We start from the raw sequence: 14,807 nt of genomic DNA, 5'->3' as shown, positions 1-14,807 counted from the left end.
GCCCACGGATAATAAACGCCCGTTATGCTTTAAGGTTAGTAAAGAATCAAAAATCGGGCGATTTATCTAAAAGTTACACGGTTTCCAGCTTCGCATACGCGGCCACCAGCCACTTGATGCCCTGCCCCTGAAACGCAATCTGCAAGCGGCTGTGCTCGCCGCTGCCTTCGAGGTTGACGATGGTGCCTTCGCCGAATTTGGCATGGCGCACCCGCTGGCCCAGCTTAAACCCGGAATCATTTTCCGCCATCGGCGTACCCATGCGCTGATGGCTCACCGGGCGGCTGATACTGGCGCGCAAACGCACCTCTTCAATACAGGCTTCCGGCAGTTCGCCGATAAACCGCGACGGACGATGATAGGTCTCTTTACCGTACAGACGACGCGACTCAGCATAGGTGATGGTCAGTTTCTGCATCGCGCGGGTTACGCCAACGTAGGCAAGACGGCGCTCTTCTTCCAGACGCCCGCCTTCATCCAGCGACATCTGGCTCGGGAACATGCCCTCTTCCATGCCGACAATAAACACCTGCGGGAACTCCAGCCCTTTGGCGGAGTGCAGGGTCATCAGCTGGACCGCGTCCTGCCAGGTATCCGCCTGCCCTTCGCCTGCTTCCAGCGCCGCATGGGACAAAAACGCCTGCAGCGGCATGAGATCTTCGTCTTCTTCGTTGTAGCTGAACTGACGCGTCGCCGTCACCAGTTCCTCTAAGTTTTCGATACGGGTCTGGCCTTTCTCGCCTTTCTCCTGCTCGTACATCATCCACAGGCCGGAATCTTTAATCACCCGGTCAGTTTGCACGTGGAGCGGCATGTCGGCGGTTTCATGCGCCAGCGCGTCGATCAGTTCATGGAAGCGCTGCAACGCACTGGCGGCGCGACCGGCCAGCGCTTTTTCCTGCAACAACTGGCGGCTGGCCTGCCACAGCGTAAGCTGATGATCGCGCGAAGTCTGGCGCACCACATCGAGAGTACGATCGCCGATGCCGCGCGTTGGCGTATTCACCACGCGTTCAAACGCCGCATCATCGTTGCGGTTAGCGATCAGCCGTAAATAAGAGAGCGCGTCTTTAATTTCCTGGCGTTCGAAGAATCGCATCCCTCCGTAAATACGGTACGGCATGCTGGCCTGCAACAGCGCCTCTTCCAGCACGCGCGACTGGGCGTTGCTGCGATAGAGGATGGCGCATTTTTCCAGCGCGCCGCCGCTTTCCTGCCAGGTTTTAATGCGGTTTACCACAAAACGCGCTTCATCCAGCTCGTTAAAGGCGCAGTAAAGAGAAATCGGCTCGCCGTCGCTGCCGTCGGTCCAGAGATTTTTGCCGAGACGCCCGGCATTATTGGAAATCAAGGCGTTGGCGGCGTTAAGGATATTGTTGGTAGAACGATAGTTCTGCTCCAGGCGGATGGTTTCCGCGCCGGGGAAGTCATTCAGGAAGCGCTGGATATTCTCGACCTGTGCCCCACGCCAGCCATAGATCGACTGGTCATCATCGCCCACGATCATCACTTTGCCGGTGTCGCCCGCCAGAATGCGGATCCACGCGTACTGAATGCTGTTGGTATCCTGGAACTCGTCCACCAGAATATTGGTAAAGCGTTCGCGATAGTGGTTAAGGATATGCGGCTTGTTGAGCCACAGCTCGTGAGCGCGCAGCAACAGTTCCGCGAAGTCCACCAGGCCGGCGCGATCGCACGCTTCCTGATAGGCCTGATACACTTTCTGCCAGGTCTGCTCGACCGGGTTGCCGTAGCTCTGGATATGGTGCGGGCGCAGCCCTTCGTCTTTTTTGCCGTTGATAAACCACATTGCCTGACGCGGCGGCCACTGCTTCTCGTCCAGATTCATCGCCTTGATCAGGCGCTTCAGCAGGCGCAACTGGTCCTCGCTGTCGAGGATCTGGAAATCCTGCGGCAAGCCGGCATCCATATGGTGCGCACGCAACAGACGGTGCGCCAGACCGTGGAACGTCCCTACCCACATGCCGCCCTGGCTGGAGCCCATAATCTGGCCGATACGGTGACGCATTTCCGCCGCCGCTTTGTTGGTAAAGGTCACCGCCATAATTGAATACGGCGACGCGTTTTCCACCATCATCAGCCAGGCGATACGGTGAACCAGCACACGCGTCTTACCGCTGCCCGCGCCCGCCAGCACCAGCATATTGGTGCGCGGCGCTGCGACGGCGTCGCGCTGTTTATCATTGAGGCCATCAAGCAGGTAAGAAACGTCCATGGGTACCGCCGGGAAAGAGGGGTGCAAACACCCCTGTGAATTTATACAGAGTGGATGAAATTATAACAGTGCCGTCAGGGATGCCAACCGTGAAATTTCTACATGGGGTAATAAGCGGCTGTCGGTGGCGCGCATCAGACTGGCATCGCGCAGATTTATCCAGCATGCCTGCACCCCGCTGCGGATAGCGCCCGCCACGTCGGTGGTGAGGTCATCGCCCACGTGCAGGATCTCGCCGGGGCGGATATTCAGCTTTTCCGCCGCCAGGTGATACATGTCGCTAAACGGTTTCGAGCGGCCATGCGGGCCGGCGCGCAGCACAAACTGGAAATAGCCACCCAAACCAAACAGCTGCGGATCGGCGTTGCCGTTGGTGATCGCCACCAGCGGCCATTTTTTGGCCAGCGCTTTCAGGGTGTCGTGCGTTTCCTGCGGCACGTCGATACGGCTGCGCCAGGAGGCGAAATTCTCCATCGCGGCATCCGCGCCCTTGCGCGCCTCTTGCTCGCTTAGCCCCGCGTCGAGCATGGCGCGCTCTACCGCACGGCGACGCCATTCTGTGACGTCATGATAAATCTCCGGCTCGGCATGGCGCAGCGCCTGGCGAACGCGGTGAAATTCATCGGCCTCCAGCGCGTTCAGCGATGGATGGAAATTACGCACAAATTCAAACGCTTTCTGTTCAGTGCGCGTGATGACCGGCACGTTGTCATACAGCGTGTCGTCCAGATCAAAGGTGAGCGCGGAAATCGTGCCCAGCGGGCGATAAAAATGCATTACGTCTTCCCTCGTTTGGCGCGTGGGTGCGCGGCATCATAGACCGAAGCCAGATGCTGGAAATCAAGGTGGGTATAGATTTGCGTGGTGGAGAGGTTAGCATGCCCTAACAACTCCTGTACGCCGCGCAGATCGCCGCTCGATTCCAGCATATGGGTAGCAAACGAGTGGCGCAGTTTATGCGGGTGGACATGGCTGTTCAGCCCCTGTTTGATACCCCACTCGGCGAAGCGTTTCTGAACGTTGCGCGCCGAGATACGCTTGCCGGTTTTCGCCAGGAAAAGCGCGTCATCTTCGGGGCCAAACAGTCCGCGCAAATCAAGCCAGTGTTCCGTCCACGCCAGCGCGCTTTTACCTGTCGGCAGGCGTCGTTCTTTGCTGCCTTTGCCCAATACCCAGACTTCGCCGGTGGATAAATCCAGGTGGCGGCAGTCCAGGTTAACCAGCTCCGACAAACGCAGGCCCGCGCCGTACATCACTTCAAGCATGGCGCGATCGCGCACTGCAAGCGGATCGTTAAGATCGATATCCAGCAGTTGGTTAACGTCATCGACGTCGATATTTTTGGGCAGATGGCGCGGCGGTTTCGGCGCGGAAATGCCTTTGGCCGGATTCGCGTTCAGTTCGCCCTGCCCTACCAGCCAGTTAAAGAAACTGCGTAACGCGGAGAGGCGCAACGCCAGGCTGGTGGCCTGCAAGCCGTCGCGACGGCTGCGCACCACGAGGCTGCGAACGATCGCGGCATCGCATTGCCGCCACTGGGTGAGTTTCATGGCGTCCAGCAGCGTAATAATCGCAGCCAGCTGGCGACCATAGTTCAAAATGGTCAGCGGGCTAAGCTGCCGCTCCACTTTCAGGTAGCGCAGAAAACGATCGACAGGGTCCTGTAACGGTGACGGCGTCATACGCGTTCAACCCAACGCTCCAGCAGTTCCGGCAACATCAGAGACAGCTCATGGAGCAGTTGAGTGCCCTGGCCAGGTTGATAGTGTTGCGGATCGCGGCTGGTGAACAGCACCACGCCCAGGGCTTCATCACCGCCCATTAACGACATCGCCACCGAACCAATCGCTTTAGCTTCCGGCAACACCACCAGCAGTTCCGGCCCGTTCAACGGGCCGAGATAGTGGCTTTCGTGGCCCAGGCGCTGAATGCGCAGCGGCTCAAACGCCTGCCGCGACAGCGCCAGATGGGTGAAGTCCGACGGCGCGCCGATGCGCCAGCTGTCGGCGAACAGGCGTACAGACGCGCCCGCCAGCCCCATTTCTCTGGCCCAGCGGTGCAGGCGATTGAGCATCTCCTGCAAACTGGGCGCAGACGCCAGCCGTCCCTGTAACTTTAACAGCCGGTAAAACAGCCCTTCATTGGCGCTGGCCTGCTCCATCAGCAGCGACATATTTTCTTCAAGCTGATTGATATGGTTTCTGGCGCGCGCCATATGCCATTCCACCAGCGATACCGTTCCACGTACCGGATGCGGCACCCGCATTTGCTCGGCAAGCGCGGCGTTACGGATAAAGAAGTCAGGGTTGCGCAGCAGATATTCGCAGACTGCGCTGTCGTCCATCTCGGCAAGGAGCGCTTGCGGTTCCCCGATATTATTCATAAATGTATAAATCCATCGTAAACATGAGCGGCCGGGCCCGTCATATACAGCGGATGCCCTGGCCCTTTCCAGGCGATATCCAGCAGGCCGCCAGGCAACTCGACACGCACCTGCTCGGCCAGTACCCCCTGGGTGATCCCCACCGCCACCGCGGCACACGCGCCGCTGCCGCAAGCCTGGGTTTCACCCGCGCCGCGTTCGAAAACGCGTAGCCGGATATGATTCGTCGTCACCACCTGCATAAAGCCAATATTCGCCCGCTCAGGAAAACGCTCATGATTTTCCAGAACCGGGCCGAGCGTTTCGACGGCGGCGGTATCAACGCTGTCGACCTGCAAAACGCAGTGCGGATTCCCCATGGAAACCACGCCGCACATTATGGTTTGCTCGGCGGCGCGCATGATATAGGTCTTTTCCGCCTTGTTGGCGCGAAACGGCACCTGGGACGGCTCAAAATTCGGCTCGCCCATGTTCACTCGCACTAAATCATCTTCGTTGACCGTCAGCACCATGCGCCCGTTAGCGGTGCTGACACGGATATCGCGCTTGTTAGTCAGCCCTTTCAGGCGCACAAACCGCGCGAAGCAGCGCGCGCCGTTTCCGCACTGGGAAACCTCGCTGCCGTCGGCATTAAAGATACGGTAATGAAAATCGAGATCGGGATCGTACGGCGGCTCCACCACCAGCAGTTGATCAAAACCCACCCCAAGATGGCGATCCGCCAGGCGACGGATGAGTTCAGGCGAAAAGAAAACGTTCTGTGTGACCGCGTCGACGACCATAAAGTCATTACCCAGGCCATGCATTTTGGAAAACTGCATTTTTCACTCCGTAAGCGCGGTGACAAATCGTTAGCGATCAGTAAATCACCTGAGTCGGCTGATTGTTCTGGCCGCGATCGTTACGGTCAGGGTTGGTGGATTGGGTATTATCCTGCACCGGACGCGTCGGCGGCGGAGCTTTTTTATCCGCTGGCGGAAAGTAAAGAGGCCCTTTCAGGCCGCATCCCGTAAGGCTTGCAAACGCCAGCACCACGGCCAGTGAGCAAAGAATTTTCTTCATTATGAATGCCTGTAGTTAATGCTTTGCTTTCTATCATCGCAGGAGAAGCCGCAAAAGCAAGAGTTTGCGGGAGTTCTTTGTCGTTTCCGAAACATGGGATGTTTGATGAAAACCCCAACGTTTTGCTACCGGTTTTGCACAATAATAACCGTCAGTAAACCCCTCATAAATTCCACAGGGTTAGCGCGTGATGCACAGAAGATATGCTTATCTGGTAAGTATGCTGATAATGTTCAGCACACTGGCATGGGGATGCCGTCCGACAGAAACAACGTTTAGCTTCCAGCAATATAAGCACGGTACTGTTTATCTCCAGCATGAAGATAATAAAGAAACATTTATCCGGGCACGTTTGCCTGAAGTATCCTTTAACCGTCTGCAACGCGTTACAGACACCTCCCCCAGGAATGATGAAAACCTCAATACCGACCACATCATTTCTACAGGCTTTCACACTATAAAACAGTTTTCTTATTATACAGACGGCCATTTTGTTATATGGGCAGGGCAGATTATTCGAAATCCCAAAGGTACGCCTGGTGTAGACATTGCTAGCTTTCGCGCTTTCGGTCACTTTGCTGCTGATAAATACAGTCTTTATTTTGAAGGAAAACGTACCGATGACAGCCCTGGCGTTAAGCGTCCCAACTTCAATCAACTCACTCAAACGCCTGTTGAGGGTATCGTAAAAGATTTGCGTAACCTTTATTTCCAGGGCAAGTGGCTGGGCAGTACGGAAGGTTTCGCTATCGTGGCGCAAAAATCATGGGATCAACGTGGTCCCCTTTATCTTCGAAACACGTGTGAAACCCTTTACGCCTACCCAACAGATACTATCGTTCGAACAATCCGTCAGGTTATCGTTAATGGGCACATAATCGGTGCTGATCCTGACTCTTTTGAAATCGTACGGTGGATACCCGGCGAATTACTGGTTTATAAAGATGTTAATGGCGTAAGTCGTTATACGCTGGATGGTTATAAATCCCACCTGTGTGACCTTGCATTTACTGCAATGGAAAAGAAAGTCATGTGGCGCAAACACATCAGTGAATGTCAGGTAGAAGAGATCGCTGATATCGATGATCCTGAAAGTTTTCACCAAATAAATAACGTGACAGCACAATATCGGGATCGCTTGTTTATTATTAAAAACGACGGTAACGATGCGCGACGACTGGAAACGCTCATTTTAGATGCGCCCGATTTACAGATTGATAAACGTATCAACGCTGGCAAAAGCCATGCTTACTTCATTGCCATTAATGGTGTTCAGGTGATGGAGACAGCAGGCCCGCTTGTGTTAATCGATAAACCAGACAAGCACGGTTATAACTTTTTCGCACACGACAACAAATATATTTATATTTTTGATTATAAAGATATTGTTCATCGATTCGTCACTGTCCAGCCGGATTTGGCACACCTTAAATATGAATACGCCTGGGAATCGCGGCCATTACTCATCACCCCAGAGGGTGGATACGACGTTAATGCCAAATTTACCCCTGCAAAATAACGCGCCTACATTCTGAAGCGGTGTCTCTCGCCTCTCAGATGATCTTATGGCGAGATTTACTGACGAAATATCTCTTATAATCATATGCAGCAAAATGCGATTGTTTAATGAGCAATATACAATCGTTTACCTGCATGTAGGGTACATGAGCATTTCAAAAACAGGAAAAACAATGAACGACAGTGAATTTCATCGCCTCGCCGATGGTCTGTGGCAGACCATTGAAGAACGTATCGACGATTATGACGGTGAAACCGATATCGACTGTGAAATCAACGGTGGCGTGCTGACCTTAAGCTTTGAAAACGGCAGCAAAATCATCATCAACCGTCAGGAGCCGCTGCATCAGGTATGGCTGGCGACCAAACAGGGCGGCTACCATTTTGATTTACGTGATGATGAGTGGGTGTGCGATCGTACCGGCGAAACATTCTGGACGCTGCTGGAAAATGCCTGCACTCACCAGGCGGGCGAAGCCGTCAGCTTTCGCTGATTACGACTGATACTGCTGCAACAACGGCGTGGCGTCGTCCTGACGGGGCGGCGCAACGTGAGTTATCGCCTGGCTGCGGTACGGGATCACCTGATTGCGGCCATCGATATTCACAATCTGGTAGAACTGCGGCAGGTTGAAGTTGATAAAGCTGGAGCCGTAGGTGAAGCGGTCGTGAGATGACGAGTAGAAGCGGCTGACGTCGCGCACCAGCTCTTCAATACTGCCTTCGCAGTGGTGGTAAACCTCAGCGCGGTTGCTCTCGTCGAGAATGTAGATGTTAAAGCCGCTGTCGTCTTTGGTGTTCTCAAAGAAGAACTGAATAATCCCTTCGCTGGCGTAGCCATCCACCACGGAAGGTAATTTCACCTGGTTGGTCTCAACCTGTACCGACAGGCCGTGCAGCTTGTTATGGGAAATCGCACCGTAGAATTCGATAGCGTTTTCCAGCTTCTGCACCGACACGTTTACGCGTTCAAAGAACAGACCCCAGGTCTGCCCGGCTACGCGCAAGGCTTTAAAGCGGCCCGGTTCGAGACGGGTGCTGGATAAGCGGAACTCAATACATTCAGACACTAATTGCTGTACGCGGGTGCGGATCAGGCCGCGCAGATGCTGGCTGTAGCAGAACACTTCAACGCTGTCCGGCGGTGCGGCATCCTGATGCATTTTGCCGAGAATGGTTTTCAGCGCCTCGATCATCGCCTGCTCGCCGTTGAAATGCAGCGTACGCACTTCGTTCCAGGAGTTACGGTACAGCAGGTCGATACTGCCGATCAGGCATTTTTGCTCTTCGCCGAAACTCAGCACATCCAGCTTTCTGAAATCGAAATGCACCACCTGATTGCGGAAGGCGGCAGTCGGGTCGTATTCGAGGTTGACGATAATCGCCAGGTGGCGGATTTCGCACGGGCTGTAGAGCGCTTTCGGCGTTGGCGCCGGCAAACGCAGTGGGAAATGGCTGGAAACATCCGCCACCATCTCCTGCAGTTTTGCCAGGTCACAAATACCGTTGCCCTTAATAAACAGGCGGGTGCGCGAGGTCAGCAGGCCGTTAAACCAGGCCCAGGCCACCAGCTTATTAAGATAACGGTTATATTCCAGCGGTTGATGGCTGATGATCGATTCCATGTTCGGCGCGCGGTTGTAGAGATACCAGCCGCTGCGGTTGGCGCGGCCCTGCGGAACATGAATAAAGGTCAGCGTCGGCTCGGAGAGATCCGGCGAAATCTGCGGGTTCACCAGCGTGACTTTACCCGGCAGCGCTTCAAAAGCCGCATACAGTTTGCGGGTCAGAACGCCAATATCCTGCGGGCTTGCCGAAACGCTCAGGTTGTTGCGGCGCGCAAAGCGGATCAGATTGCGGTAGCTCTGCATCATGGCGTCAAGCAATTCGTTATGCGCTTCGCGCACCTGGTCGATTTTCCAGTTAGCGCGGTTATCCAGCATGGTTAAACGCGCGTCGTCCCAGCCCCAGCTTTTCACCATCTGGCTGATAACTTCACGACGCCAGCCCACGCAGGCGCGCTCGCGCGAGAGTTTCTCGCACACTTTGAGATAGAAGCAGCGGCGCACCAGGTCCAGACGGGCGGTGTCTTCAATCTGCTCCAGATATTCCGTCACGCGCTCCAGCATCATGCAGTACGAGTCGAGACCGAACGAGACGATTTCACCGTCGTGCAGGCGCTGTTTGATGTCCTTCGCCAGCAGGCGCGGATTCGGGTATTCCCAGGAGTACGCTTCCAGCAACAGGGTTTTCAATACCGCTTTGTAGGGGGAGTCGATGCTTTTATACAGCTGCCACAGGCTGGCGCCGAAATACTCTTCCGCCGACAGCGAACTCAGGCCGCCGAGGTCAAGCCATTCGTTAGGCGTCAGTACGCCCTGGGCGTAAAGCGTCATCACATAATCGTCGTAATGCTCTTCTTCTTCGCACGGGACCATATTCCACAGGATGCGTTTCCCGGCCAGACGGACAGCGGTGCGATAGAACTCATCCAGTAACAGAATGTGCTGAGTCGAGCCGCAGTCTTCGCCGCCCAGGCTGCCGCTTTCGTTGTGGCGGAAACGGTTTTCGTCGATCAGGAAGAAACTCACCTCGACGCCCAGCGACGCGGCCCAGCTTTCCAGCAGGCTGCATTTACGTTGCAGCAGTTGACGCTCATCGTTATCGAGCCAGGACTGGTGGCAAACCCAAATATCGAGGTCGGATGAACAGCTCTGCCCGACGGATGATGTACTGCCCATGGTGTAGACGCCGGTGATCGGCAATTCGCCCTGAGGCATTTCACGTGGGATCAGGCCGCGCTTGAGCTCAAGCTCGTTCAGGTAGTGGCGTTGGGTTTCATCAGGCGTGTAAAGGCAGATGCCACGGGGAACGTTACCATCAAGGTAACCCGGCATCAGCGGGTGGTGATAGTGTAGCAATGTCGGCAGCAGACTGTAGACCTGTTGGAAAGCAGGCCCCATGGCAGCAAGAGCGCGATCCACGCGCAATTGATTGATGGCATCCAGTCTCTGTTTTAGGGTCTCAATATAGAGGTACAAGACATATCGCCTGATGATTGCACTATTTCGAAAAACTGCCGCGTTTGTCGCCTTTATCGTTTTACCCATACAGGCTGACATTCGGCTTAAAACGTGATCAATTTAACACCTTGCGGGTTGACCGTAAAGGAAGTTGCGCTACATATCTATTGTAGCATTGAAAGCCCGCTTCGGAGTCTTAGAACAAGACGCATATCCCTCTTTCCTGCTAAAACCCGTTAAAACTGACACTGTTCTGGTTACAATGTTAGGATGGTAAATGGACGAATTAACGGTAACAAGCATGTTAGACAATGTACTAAGAATTGCCACCCGCCAAAGCCCGCTCGCACTCTGGCAAGCACATTATGTCAAAAACCGTCTGGAGGCTTTTCATCCAGGATTGACGGTGGAACTGGTGCCGATGGTGACCAAAGGCGACATCATTCTTGATACCCCGCTGGCGAAAGTGGGCGGCAAGGGGCTGTTCGTTAAAGAGCTTGAGCTGGCGCTGCTTGAAGGCCGTGCTGATATCGCCGTGCATTCCATGAAAGACGTGCCGGTGGCGTTCCCGGAAGGACTGGGGCTGGTGACCATTTGCGAGCGCGAAGATCCGCGCGATGCGTTTGTCTCTAACCGTTTCGCCAGCCTCGACGATATGCCGGCAGGCAGCGTCGTCGGCACCTCCAGCCTGCGCCGTCAGTGTCAAATTGCCGAGCGCCGTCCTGATTTAGAAATCCGCTCGCTGCGCGGTAACGTCGGCACTCGTCTGAGCAAACTCGATAATGGCGATTACGACGCCATCATTCTCGCCGTTGCCGGGCTGAAGCGCCTGGATCTTGACGCGCGCATCGGTTACGCGATTCCTGCCGATATCTCCCTCCCTGCCGTCGGCCAGGGTGCGGTCGGTATTGAATGCCGTCTTGATGATGAGCGCACCCGCACGTTACTGGCACCGTTGAACCATACGGAAACCGCGATCCGCGTCAGCGCCGAACGCGCCATGAATACCCGTCTCGAAGGCGGCTGTCAGGTGCCTATCGGCAGCTATGCGGAGATCAACAATGGGGAAATCTGGCTGCGGGCGCTGGTCGGCGCGCCGGATGGATCCCAGGTGATCCGCGGCGAACGCCGTGGCCCGGCGCAGGACGCAGAAAAAATGGGCGTTTCGCTGGCGGAAGAGCTGCTGGAAAACGGCGCACGCGCCATTCTGGCGGAAGTCTATAACGGAGACGCACCGGCATGAATATCCTGGTGACCCGTCCCTCCCCTGCGGGAGAAGAGCTGGTAAGCCGCTTGCGCGCGCAGGGAAAGGTCGCCTGGAGTTTACCGCTGATCGAATTTTCTCCCGGACGCGAGCTGTCGGCTCTGCCGGATCTGCTGGCGTCCCTGTCGCCTGACGATCTCCTGTTCGCCCTTTCACAACACGCCGTATCGCATGCGGCGGCCACGCTGCGACAGCACTCTCTCGCCTGGCCGCAGGTTCAGGCTTTTGCCATTGGACGAACCACGGCGCTTGCGCTGCATACCGCCAGCGGCCTCACGGTTAATTATCCCCGTGACCGGGAAATCAGCGAAGTGTTGCTACAATTACCAGAATTACAAAACGTTGCGGGCAAGCGCGCTGTACTGTTGCGCGGCAACGGCGGGCGCGAGCTGATCGGCGAAACGCTGGCAAAACGCGGCGTCAGCGTGACGTTTTGTGAATGTTATCAACGTAATGACAAATACTATGATGGGACGGAAGAAGCACACCGCTGGCAACAGCGCGGCGTGGATACGCTGGTGGTAACCAGCGGAGAAATGCTCAGGCGCCTGTTTACGCTGATCCCGCCCTGGTATCAAACACACTGGTTACTTCGTTGCCGACTGATTGTCGTCAGCGAACGTTTGGCGACCCTCGCCCGGGAACTGGGCTGGCTGGACATTACCGTCGCCGATAATGCTGACAACGATGCGCTGCTGCGCGTGTTGCAATAACTCTCATAATGGGAAGCCATAATGACGGAACAACAAAACGCCTCAACTGTGCCTGAAGAAAACAGGGATACGGTGGAAATCACCTCCCCACCTCAACAACCCGAGAAAAAAGACCGCAAAATCAATACTGCGCTGGCGTTAAGCGCGGTGGCAATCGCCATTGCGCTGGCCGCTGGCGTGGGGCTGTATAGCTGGGGCAAACATCAGTCCGCCAATCAGGCGGCCACGCTTGACGCGCTGGAAGGCCAGCTGACGGCGCTGCAACAGCAGCAGCAAGCCCAGAAATCCGATCTGGAAAACACCATTAAACAGCAGGCGGGCGCGCTGGAAACGGCGAAGCGCGAGCAGGAAAACCTGACCCGCCAGTTGGATGAAGTACAGCAGAAAGTCGCCACCATCTCCGGGACCGACGCCAAAACCTGGCTGCTGGCACAGTCGGACTTTCTGGTGAAGCTGGCTGGCCGCAAGCTGTGGAGCGACCAGGATGTTACCACCGCCGCCGCGCTGCTGAAAAGCGCCGACGCCAGCCTCGCGGATATGAACGATCCGAGCCTGATTACCGCCCGTCGCGCCATTACTGATGATATCGCCACCCTGTCTGCGGTGTCTCAGGTGGATTATGACGGCATTATCCTGAAGCTGAATCAGCTGGCCAATCAGGTTGATAATCTGCGCCTGGCGGATAACGACAATGATTCCGCGCCGATGGATAGCGACGGCACTGAGCTTTCCAGCACCGTGACCGAATGGCGTCAAAACCTGGTGAAGAGCTGGCATAACTTTATGGACAGCTTCATCACTATCCGCCGCCGCGACGACACCGCCGTTCCGCTGCTGGCACCCAATCAGGATATCTACCTGCGTGAGAACATCCGTTCGCGGCTGTTAGTGGCTGCACAGGCGGTGCCGCGCCATCAGAATGAAACCTACAAGCAATCGCTGGATAACGTATCGACCTGGGTACGCGCCTATTACGACACCGACGACGCCACCACTAAAGGCTTCCTTGAGACGCTGGATGCGTTGAGCCAGCAAAACATCACCATGGATGTGCCGGAAACGCTGCAAAGCCAGCCGATTCTGGAAAAACTGATGCAGACCCGGGTACGCAACCTGCTGGCGCAGCCTGCCGCCGCCCCTGCGGAGGCCGCGCAGGCGCCTGCCGAAGCGCCTGCGACATCTGAACCGGCGCAGGGAGAACAGTAATGGTTAAAGTACTGTTGCTTTTCCTGCTGCTAATGGCAGGGATCGTTGTGGGGCCGATGATCGCCGGTCACCAGGGCTACGTATTGATCCAGACCGACAACTGGAACATCGAAACCAGCGTCACCGGGTTAGCGATCATCGTGATCCTGGCGCTGGTGGTGCTGTTTGCGATTGAGTGGATACTGCGTCGTCTGTTCCGCACCGGCGCGCGCACCCGCGGCTGGTTCCTGGGCCGCAAACGCAATCGCGCCCGCAAGCAAACCAGCCAGGCCTTGTTGAAACTGGCGGAAGGCGATTATCAGCAGGTTGAGAAGCTGATGTCGAAAAACGCCGATCATGCCGAACAGCCGGTGGTGAACTACTTGCTGGCGGCAGAAGCGGCCCAGCAGCGCGGCGACGAAATTCGCGCCAATCAGCATCTGGAGCGCGCGGCGGAACTGGCCGACGGCGATCAAATCCCGGTGGAGATCACCCGTGTGCGGTTGCAACTGGCGCGTAATGAAAACCACGCGGCGCGTCACGGCGTTGATAAGCTGCTGGAAGTGACTCCGCGTCATCCGGAAGTGCTGCGCCTGGCAGAGCAAGCTTACGTGCGCACCGGCGCGTGGAGCTCGCTGCTGGATATTCTGCCGTCAATGCAGAAAGCGCAGGTGGCGGACGATGCCCATCGCGACGCGCTACAGCAACAGGCATGGATCGGGCTAATGGATCAGGCGCGCGCCGAGCAGGGTAGCGACGGTCTGAAGGCCTGGTGGCAAAACCAAAGCCGCAAGACGCGCCAGCAACCTGCGCTTCAGGTGGCGATGGCGGAGCACCTTATCGAATGCGACGATCACGATACCGCCCAGACCATTATTCTGGATGGACTGAAACGCCAGTACGATGAGCGCCTGGTGATGCTGATGCCGCGTCTGAAAACCGGTAACCCGGAGCAGCTTGAAAAAGCGTTGCGCCAGCAGATTAAAACCCAGGGCGATCGCCCGTTATTGTGGAGTACGCTGGGCCAGTTGCTGATGAAGCATGGCGAATGGCAGGAAGCGAGCATCGCGTTTCGCGCGGCGTTAAAACAGCGCCCCGACGCCTTTGATTACGCCTGGCTCGCTGATGTGCTGGACAGGTTGCATCAGCCCGAAGAGGCCGCACAAATGCGCCGCGAAGGTCTGTTGCTGACGTTGCAAAACAATCCTCCGCAGTAACCCTCCTCTGTCGCCTTTTCAAACGGGAAGGCGATGTCTGTGCAGCATCGCTTTTATACACAGATAAAAAAACACCTGCCAGTTGGCAGGTGTTAAAGAGGTCTGTGACAACAAAGAGGTGCTTCACTCAACGTTATGTCCATGGTGTTTGATGAGGCGTTAGCGACATCTCTCGGTGGACGATAAGCACCGTTAAACGGCTCTGC

The 14,807-nt window shown here is 55.9% G+C and carries 13 protein-coding genes; 6 read left to right on the top strand and 7 right to left on the bottom strand.

Annotated features, from left to right (window positions below; translation table 11 throughout):
- Positions 1-73: 73 nt before the first annotated feature.
- From uvrD to lptM, 6 genes are read right to left on the bottom strand one after another with little or no spacing between them, the layout of a single operon-like run.
- Entirely contained in the window at positions 74-2,236 is a 2,163-nt protein-coding gene (uvrD, locus tag GV764_RS03485) for a DNA helicase II (protein ID WP_161658999.1), read from the bottom strand.
- Positions 2,237-2,296: 60 nt separating this feature from the next.
- Complete coding sequence (gene yigB, locus GV764_RS03480) at positions 2,297-3,013, bottom strand: 5-amino-6-(5-phospho-D-ribitylamino)uracil phosphatase YigB (protein ID WP_161658998.1); 717 nt, start codon at positions 3,011-3,013, stop codon at positions 2,297-2,299.
- Positions 3,013-3,918 (bottom strand): tyrosine recombinase XerC, encoded by a 906-nt coding sequence (xerC, locus tag GV764_RS03475; protein ID WP_161658997.1) that lies wholly within the window; start codon positions 3,916-3,918, stop codon positions 3,013-3,015. Before xerC ends, yigB begins: the two co-directional genes overlap by 1 nt.
- Positions 3,915-4,619, bottom strand: coding sequence for a DUF484 domain-containing protein (locus tag GV764_RS03470; RefSeq protein ID WP_161658996.1), 705 nt, complete (start codon positions 4,617-4,619; stop codon positions 3,915-3,917). Before GV764_RS03470 ends, xerC begins: the two co-directional genes overlap by 4 nt.
- Positions 4,616-5,440, bottom strand: coding sequence for a diaminopimelate epimerase (gene dapF / locus GV764_RS03465; protein WP_161658995.1), 825 nt, complete (start codon positions 5,438-5,440; stop codon positions 4,616-4,618). Before dapF ends, GV764_RS03470 begins: the two co-directional genes overlap by 4 nt.
- Before the next feature lie 37 nt (positions 5,441-5,477).
- On the bottom strand, positions 5,478-5,681 hold the full coding sequence (gene lptM, locus GV764_RS03460) for an LPS translocon maturation chaperone LptM (RefSeq protein ID WP_161658994.1): 204 nt from the start codon (positions 5,679-5,681) through the stop codon (positions 5,478-5,480).
- Between the two features lie 187 nt (positions 5,682-5,868).
- Between lptM and GV764_RS03455 the strand changes: the two genes are divergently transcribed.
- Both GV764_RS03455 and cyaY read left to right on the top strand, forming a co-directional pair.
- Positions 5,869-7,200: a hypothetical protein gene (locus tag GV764_RS03455; protein WP_161658993.1), complete on the top strand. Its 1,332-nt coding sequence runs from the start codon at positions 5,869-5,871 to the stop codon at positions 7,198-7,200.
- A gap of 172 nt (positions 7,201-7,372) precedes the next feature.
- On the top strand, positions 7,373-7,693 hold the full coding sequence (gene cyaY, locus GV764_RS03450; protein WP_161658992.1) for an iron donor protein CyaY: 321 nt from the start codon (positions 7,373-7,375) through the stop codon (positions 7,691-7,693).
- Here cyaY and cyaA read toward each other — a convergent pair whose 3' ends face one another.
- Entirely contained in the window at positions 7,694-10,240 is a 2,547-nt protein-coding gene (cyaA, locus tag GV764_RS03445) for a class I adenylate cyclase (protein ID WP_161658991.1), read from the bottom strand.
- Positions 10,241-10,523: 283 nt separating this feature from the next.
- Between cyaA and hemC the strand changes: the two genes are divergently transcribed.
- Genes hemC through hemY form a run of 4 tightly spaced genes read left to right on the top strand, consistent with a single transcriptional unit; the run spans position 10,524 to position 14,601 of the window.
- The gene (hemC, locus tag GV764_RS03440) at positions 10,524-11,465 is read left to right on the top strand and encodes a hydroxymethylbilane synthase (RefSeq protein ID WP_161658990.1); all 942 of its coding nucleotides are present in this window, start codon (positions 10,524-10,526) and stop codon (positions 11,463-11,465) included.
- Positions 11,462-12,199 carry a uroporphyrinogen-III synthase gene (hemD, locus tag GV764_RS03435; protein WP_161658989.1) on the top strand — a complete coding sequence of 246 codons (738 nt, stop codon included), beginning with the start codon at positions 11,462-11,464 and terminating at the stop codon, positions 12,197-12,199. The genes hemC and hemD overlap by 4 nt, the downstream gene beginning before the upstream one ends.
- 21 nt (positions 12,200-12,220) lie before the next feature.
- A complete protein-coding gene (gene hemX, locus GV764_RS03430) occupies positions 12,221-13,405 on the top strand; it encodes a uroporphyrinogen-III C-methyltransferase (protein WP_161658988.1) in 1,185 nt (394 codons plus the stop codon).
- A complete protein-coding gene (gene hemY, locus GV764_RS03425) occupies positions 13,405-14,601 on the top strand; it encodes a protoheme IX biogenesis protein HemY (RefSeq protein ID WP_161658987.1) in 1,197 nt (398 codons plus the stop codon). Before hemX ends, hemY begins: the two co-directional genes overlap by 1 nt.
- Positions 14,602-14,807 lie beyond the last annotated feature (206 nt).

It is taken from the genome of Atlantibacter hermannii (assembly GCF_009907385.1).
Taxonomy (GTDB): domain Bacteria; phylum Pseudomonadota; class Gammaproteobacteria; order Enterobacterales; family Enterobacteriaceae; genus Atlantibacter; species Atlantibacter hermannii_A.
This window is presented reverse-complemented; position numbering and strand designations above follow the sequence as displayed.

What these genes read in the sequence shown, in the direction of transcription:
- dapF (WP_161658995.1), bottom strand. Translation starts at nt 5,440, where the DNA reads ATGCAGTTTTCCAAAATGCATGGCCTGGGTAATGACTTTATGGTCGTC.
- xerC (WP_161658997.1), bottom strand. Translation starts at nt 3,918, where the DNA reads ATGACGCCGTCACCGTTACAGGACCCTGTCGATCGTTTTCTGCGCTAC.
- uvrD (WP_161658999.1), bottom strand. Translation starts at nt 2,236, where the DNA reads ATGGACGTTTCTTACCTGCTTGATGGCCTCAATGATAAACAGCGCGAC.
- hemD (WP_161658989.1), top strand. Translation starts at nt 11,462, where the DNA reads ATGAATATCCTGGTGACCCGTCCCTCCCCTGCGGGAGAAGAGCTGGTA.
- hemX (WP_161658988.1), top strand. Translation starts at nt 12,221, where the DNA reads ATGACGGAACAACAAAACGCCTCAACTGTGCCTGAAGAAAACAGGGAT.
- GV764_RS03470 (WP_161658996.1), bottom strand. Translation starts at nt 4,619, where the DNA reads ATGAATAATATCGGGGAACCGCAAGCGCTCCTTGCCGAGATGGACGAC.
- lptM (WP_161658994.1), bottom strand. Translation starts at nt 5,681, where the DNA reads ATGAAGAAAATTCTTTGCTCACTGGCCGTGGTGCTGGCGTTTGCAAGC.
- cyaY (WP_161658992.1), top strand. Translation starts at nt 7,373, where the DNA reads ATGAACGACAGTGAATTTCATCGCCTCGCCGATGGTCTGTGGCAGACC.
- yigB (WP_161658998.1), bottom strand. Translation starts at nt 3,013, where the DNA reads ATGCATTTTTATCGCCCGCTGGGCACGATTTCCGCGCTCACCTTTGAT.
- hemC (WP_161658990.1), top strand. Translation starts at nt 10,524, where the DNA reads ATGTTAGACAATGTACTAAGAATTGCCACCCGCCAAAGCCCGCTCGCA.
- hemY (WP_161658987.1), top strand. Translation starts at nt 13,405, where the DNA reads ATGGTTAAAGTACTGTTGCTTTTCCTGCTGCTAATGGCAGGGATCGTT.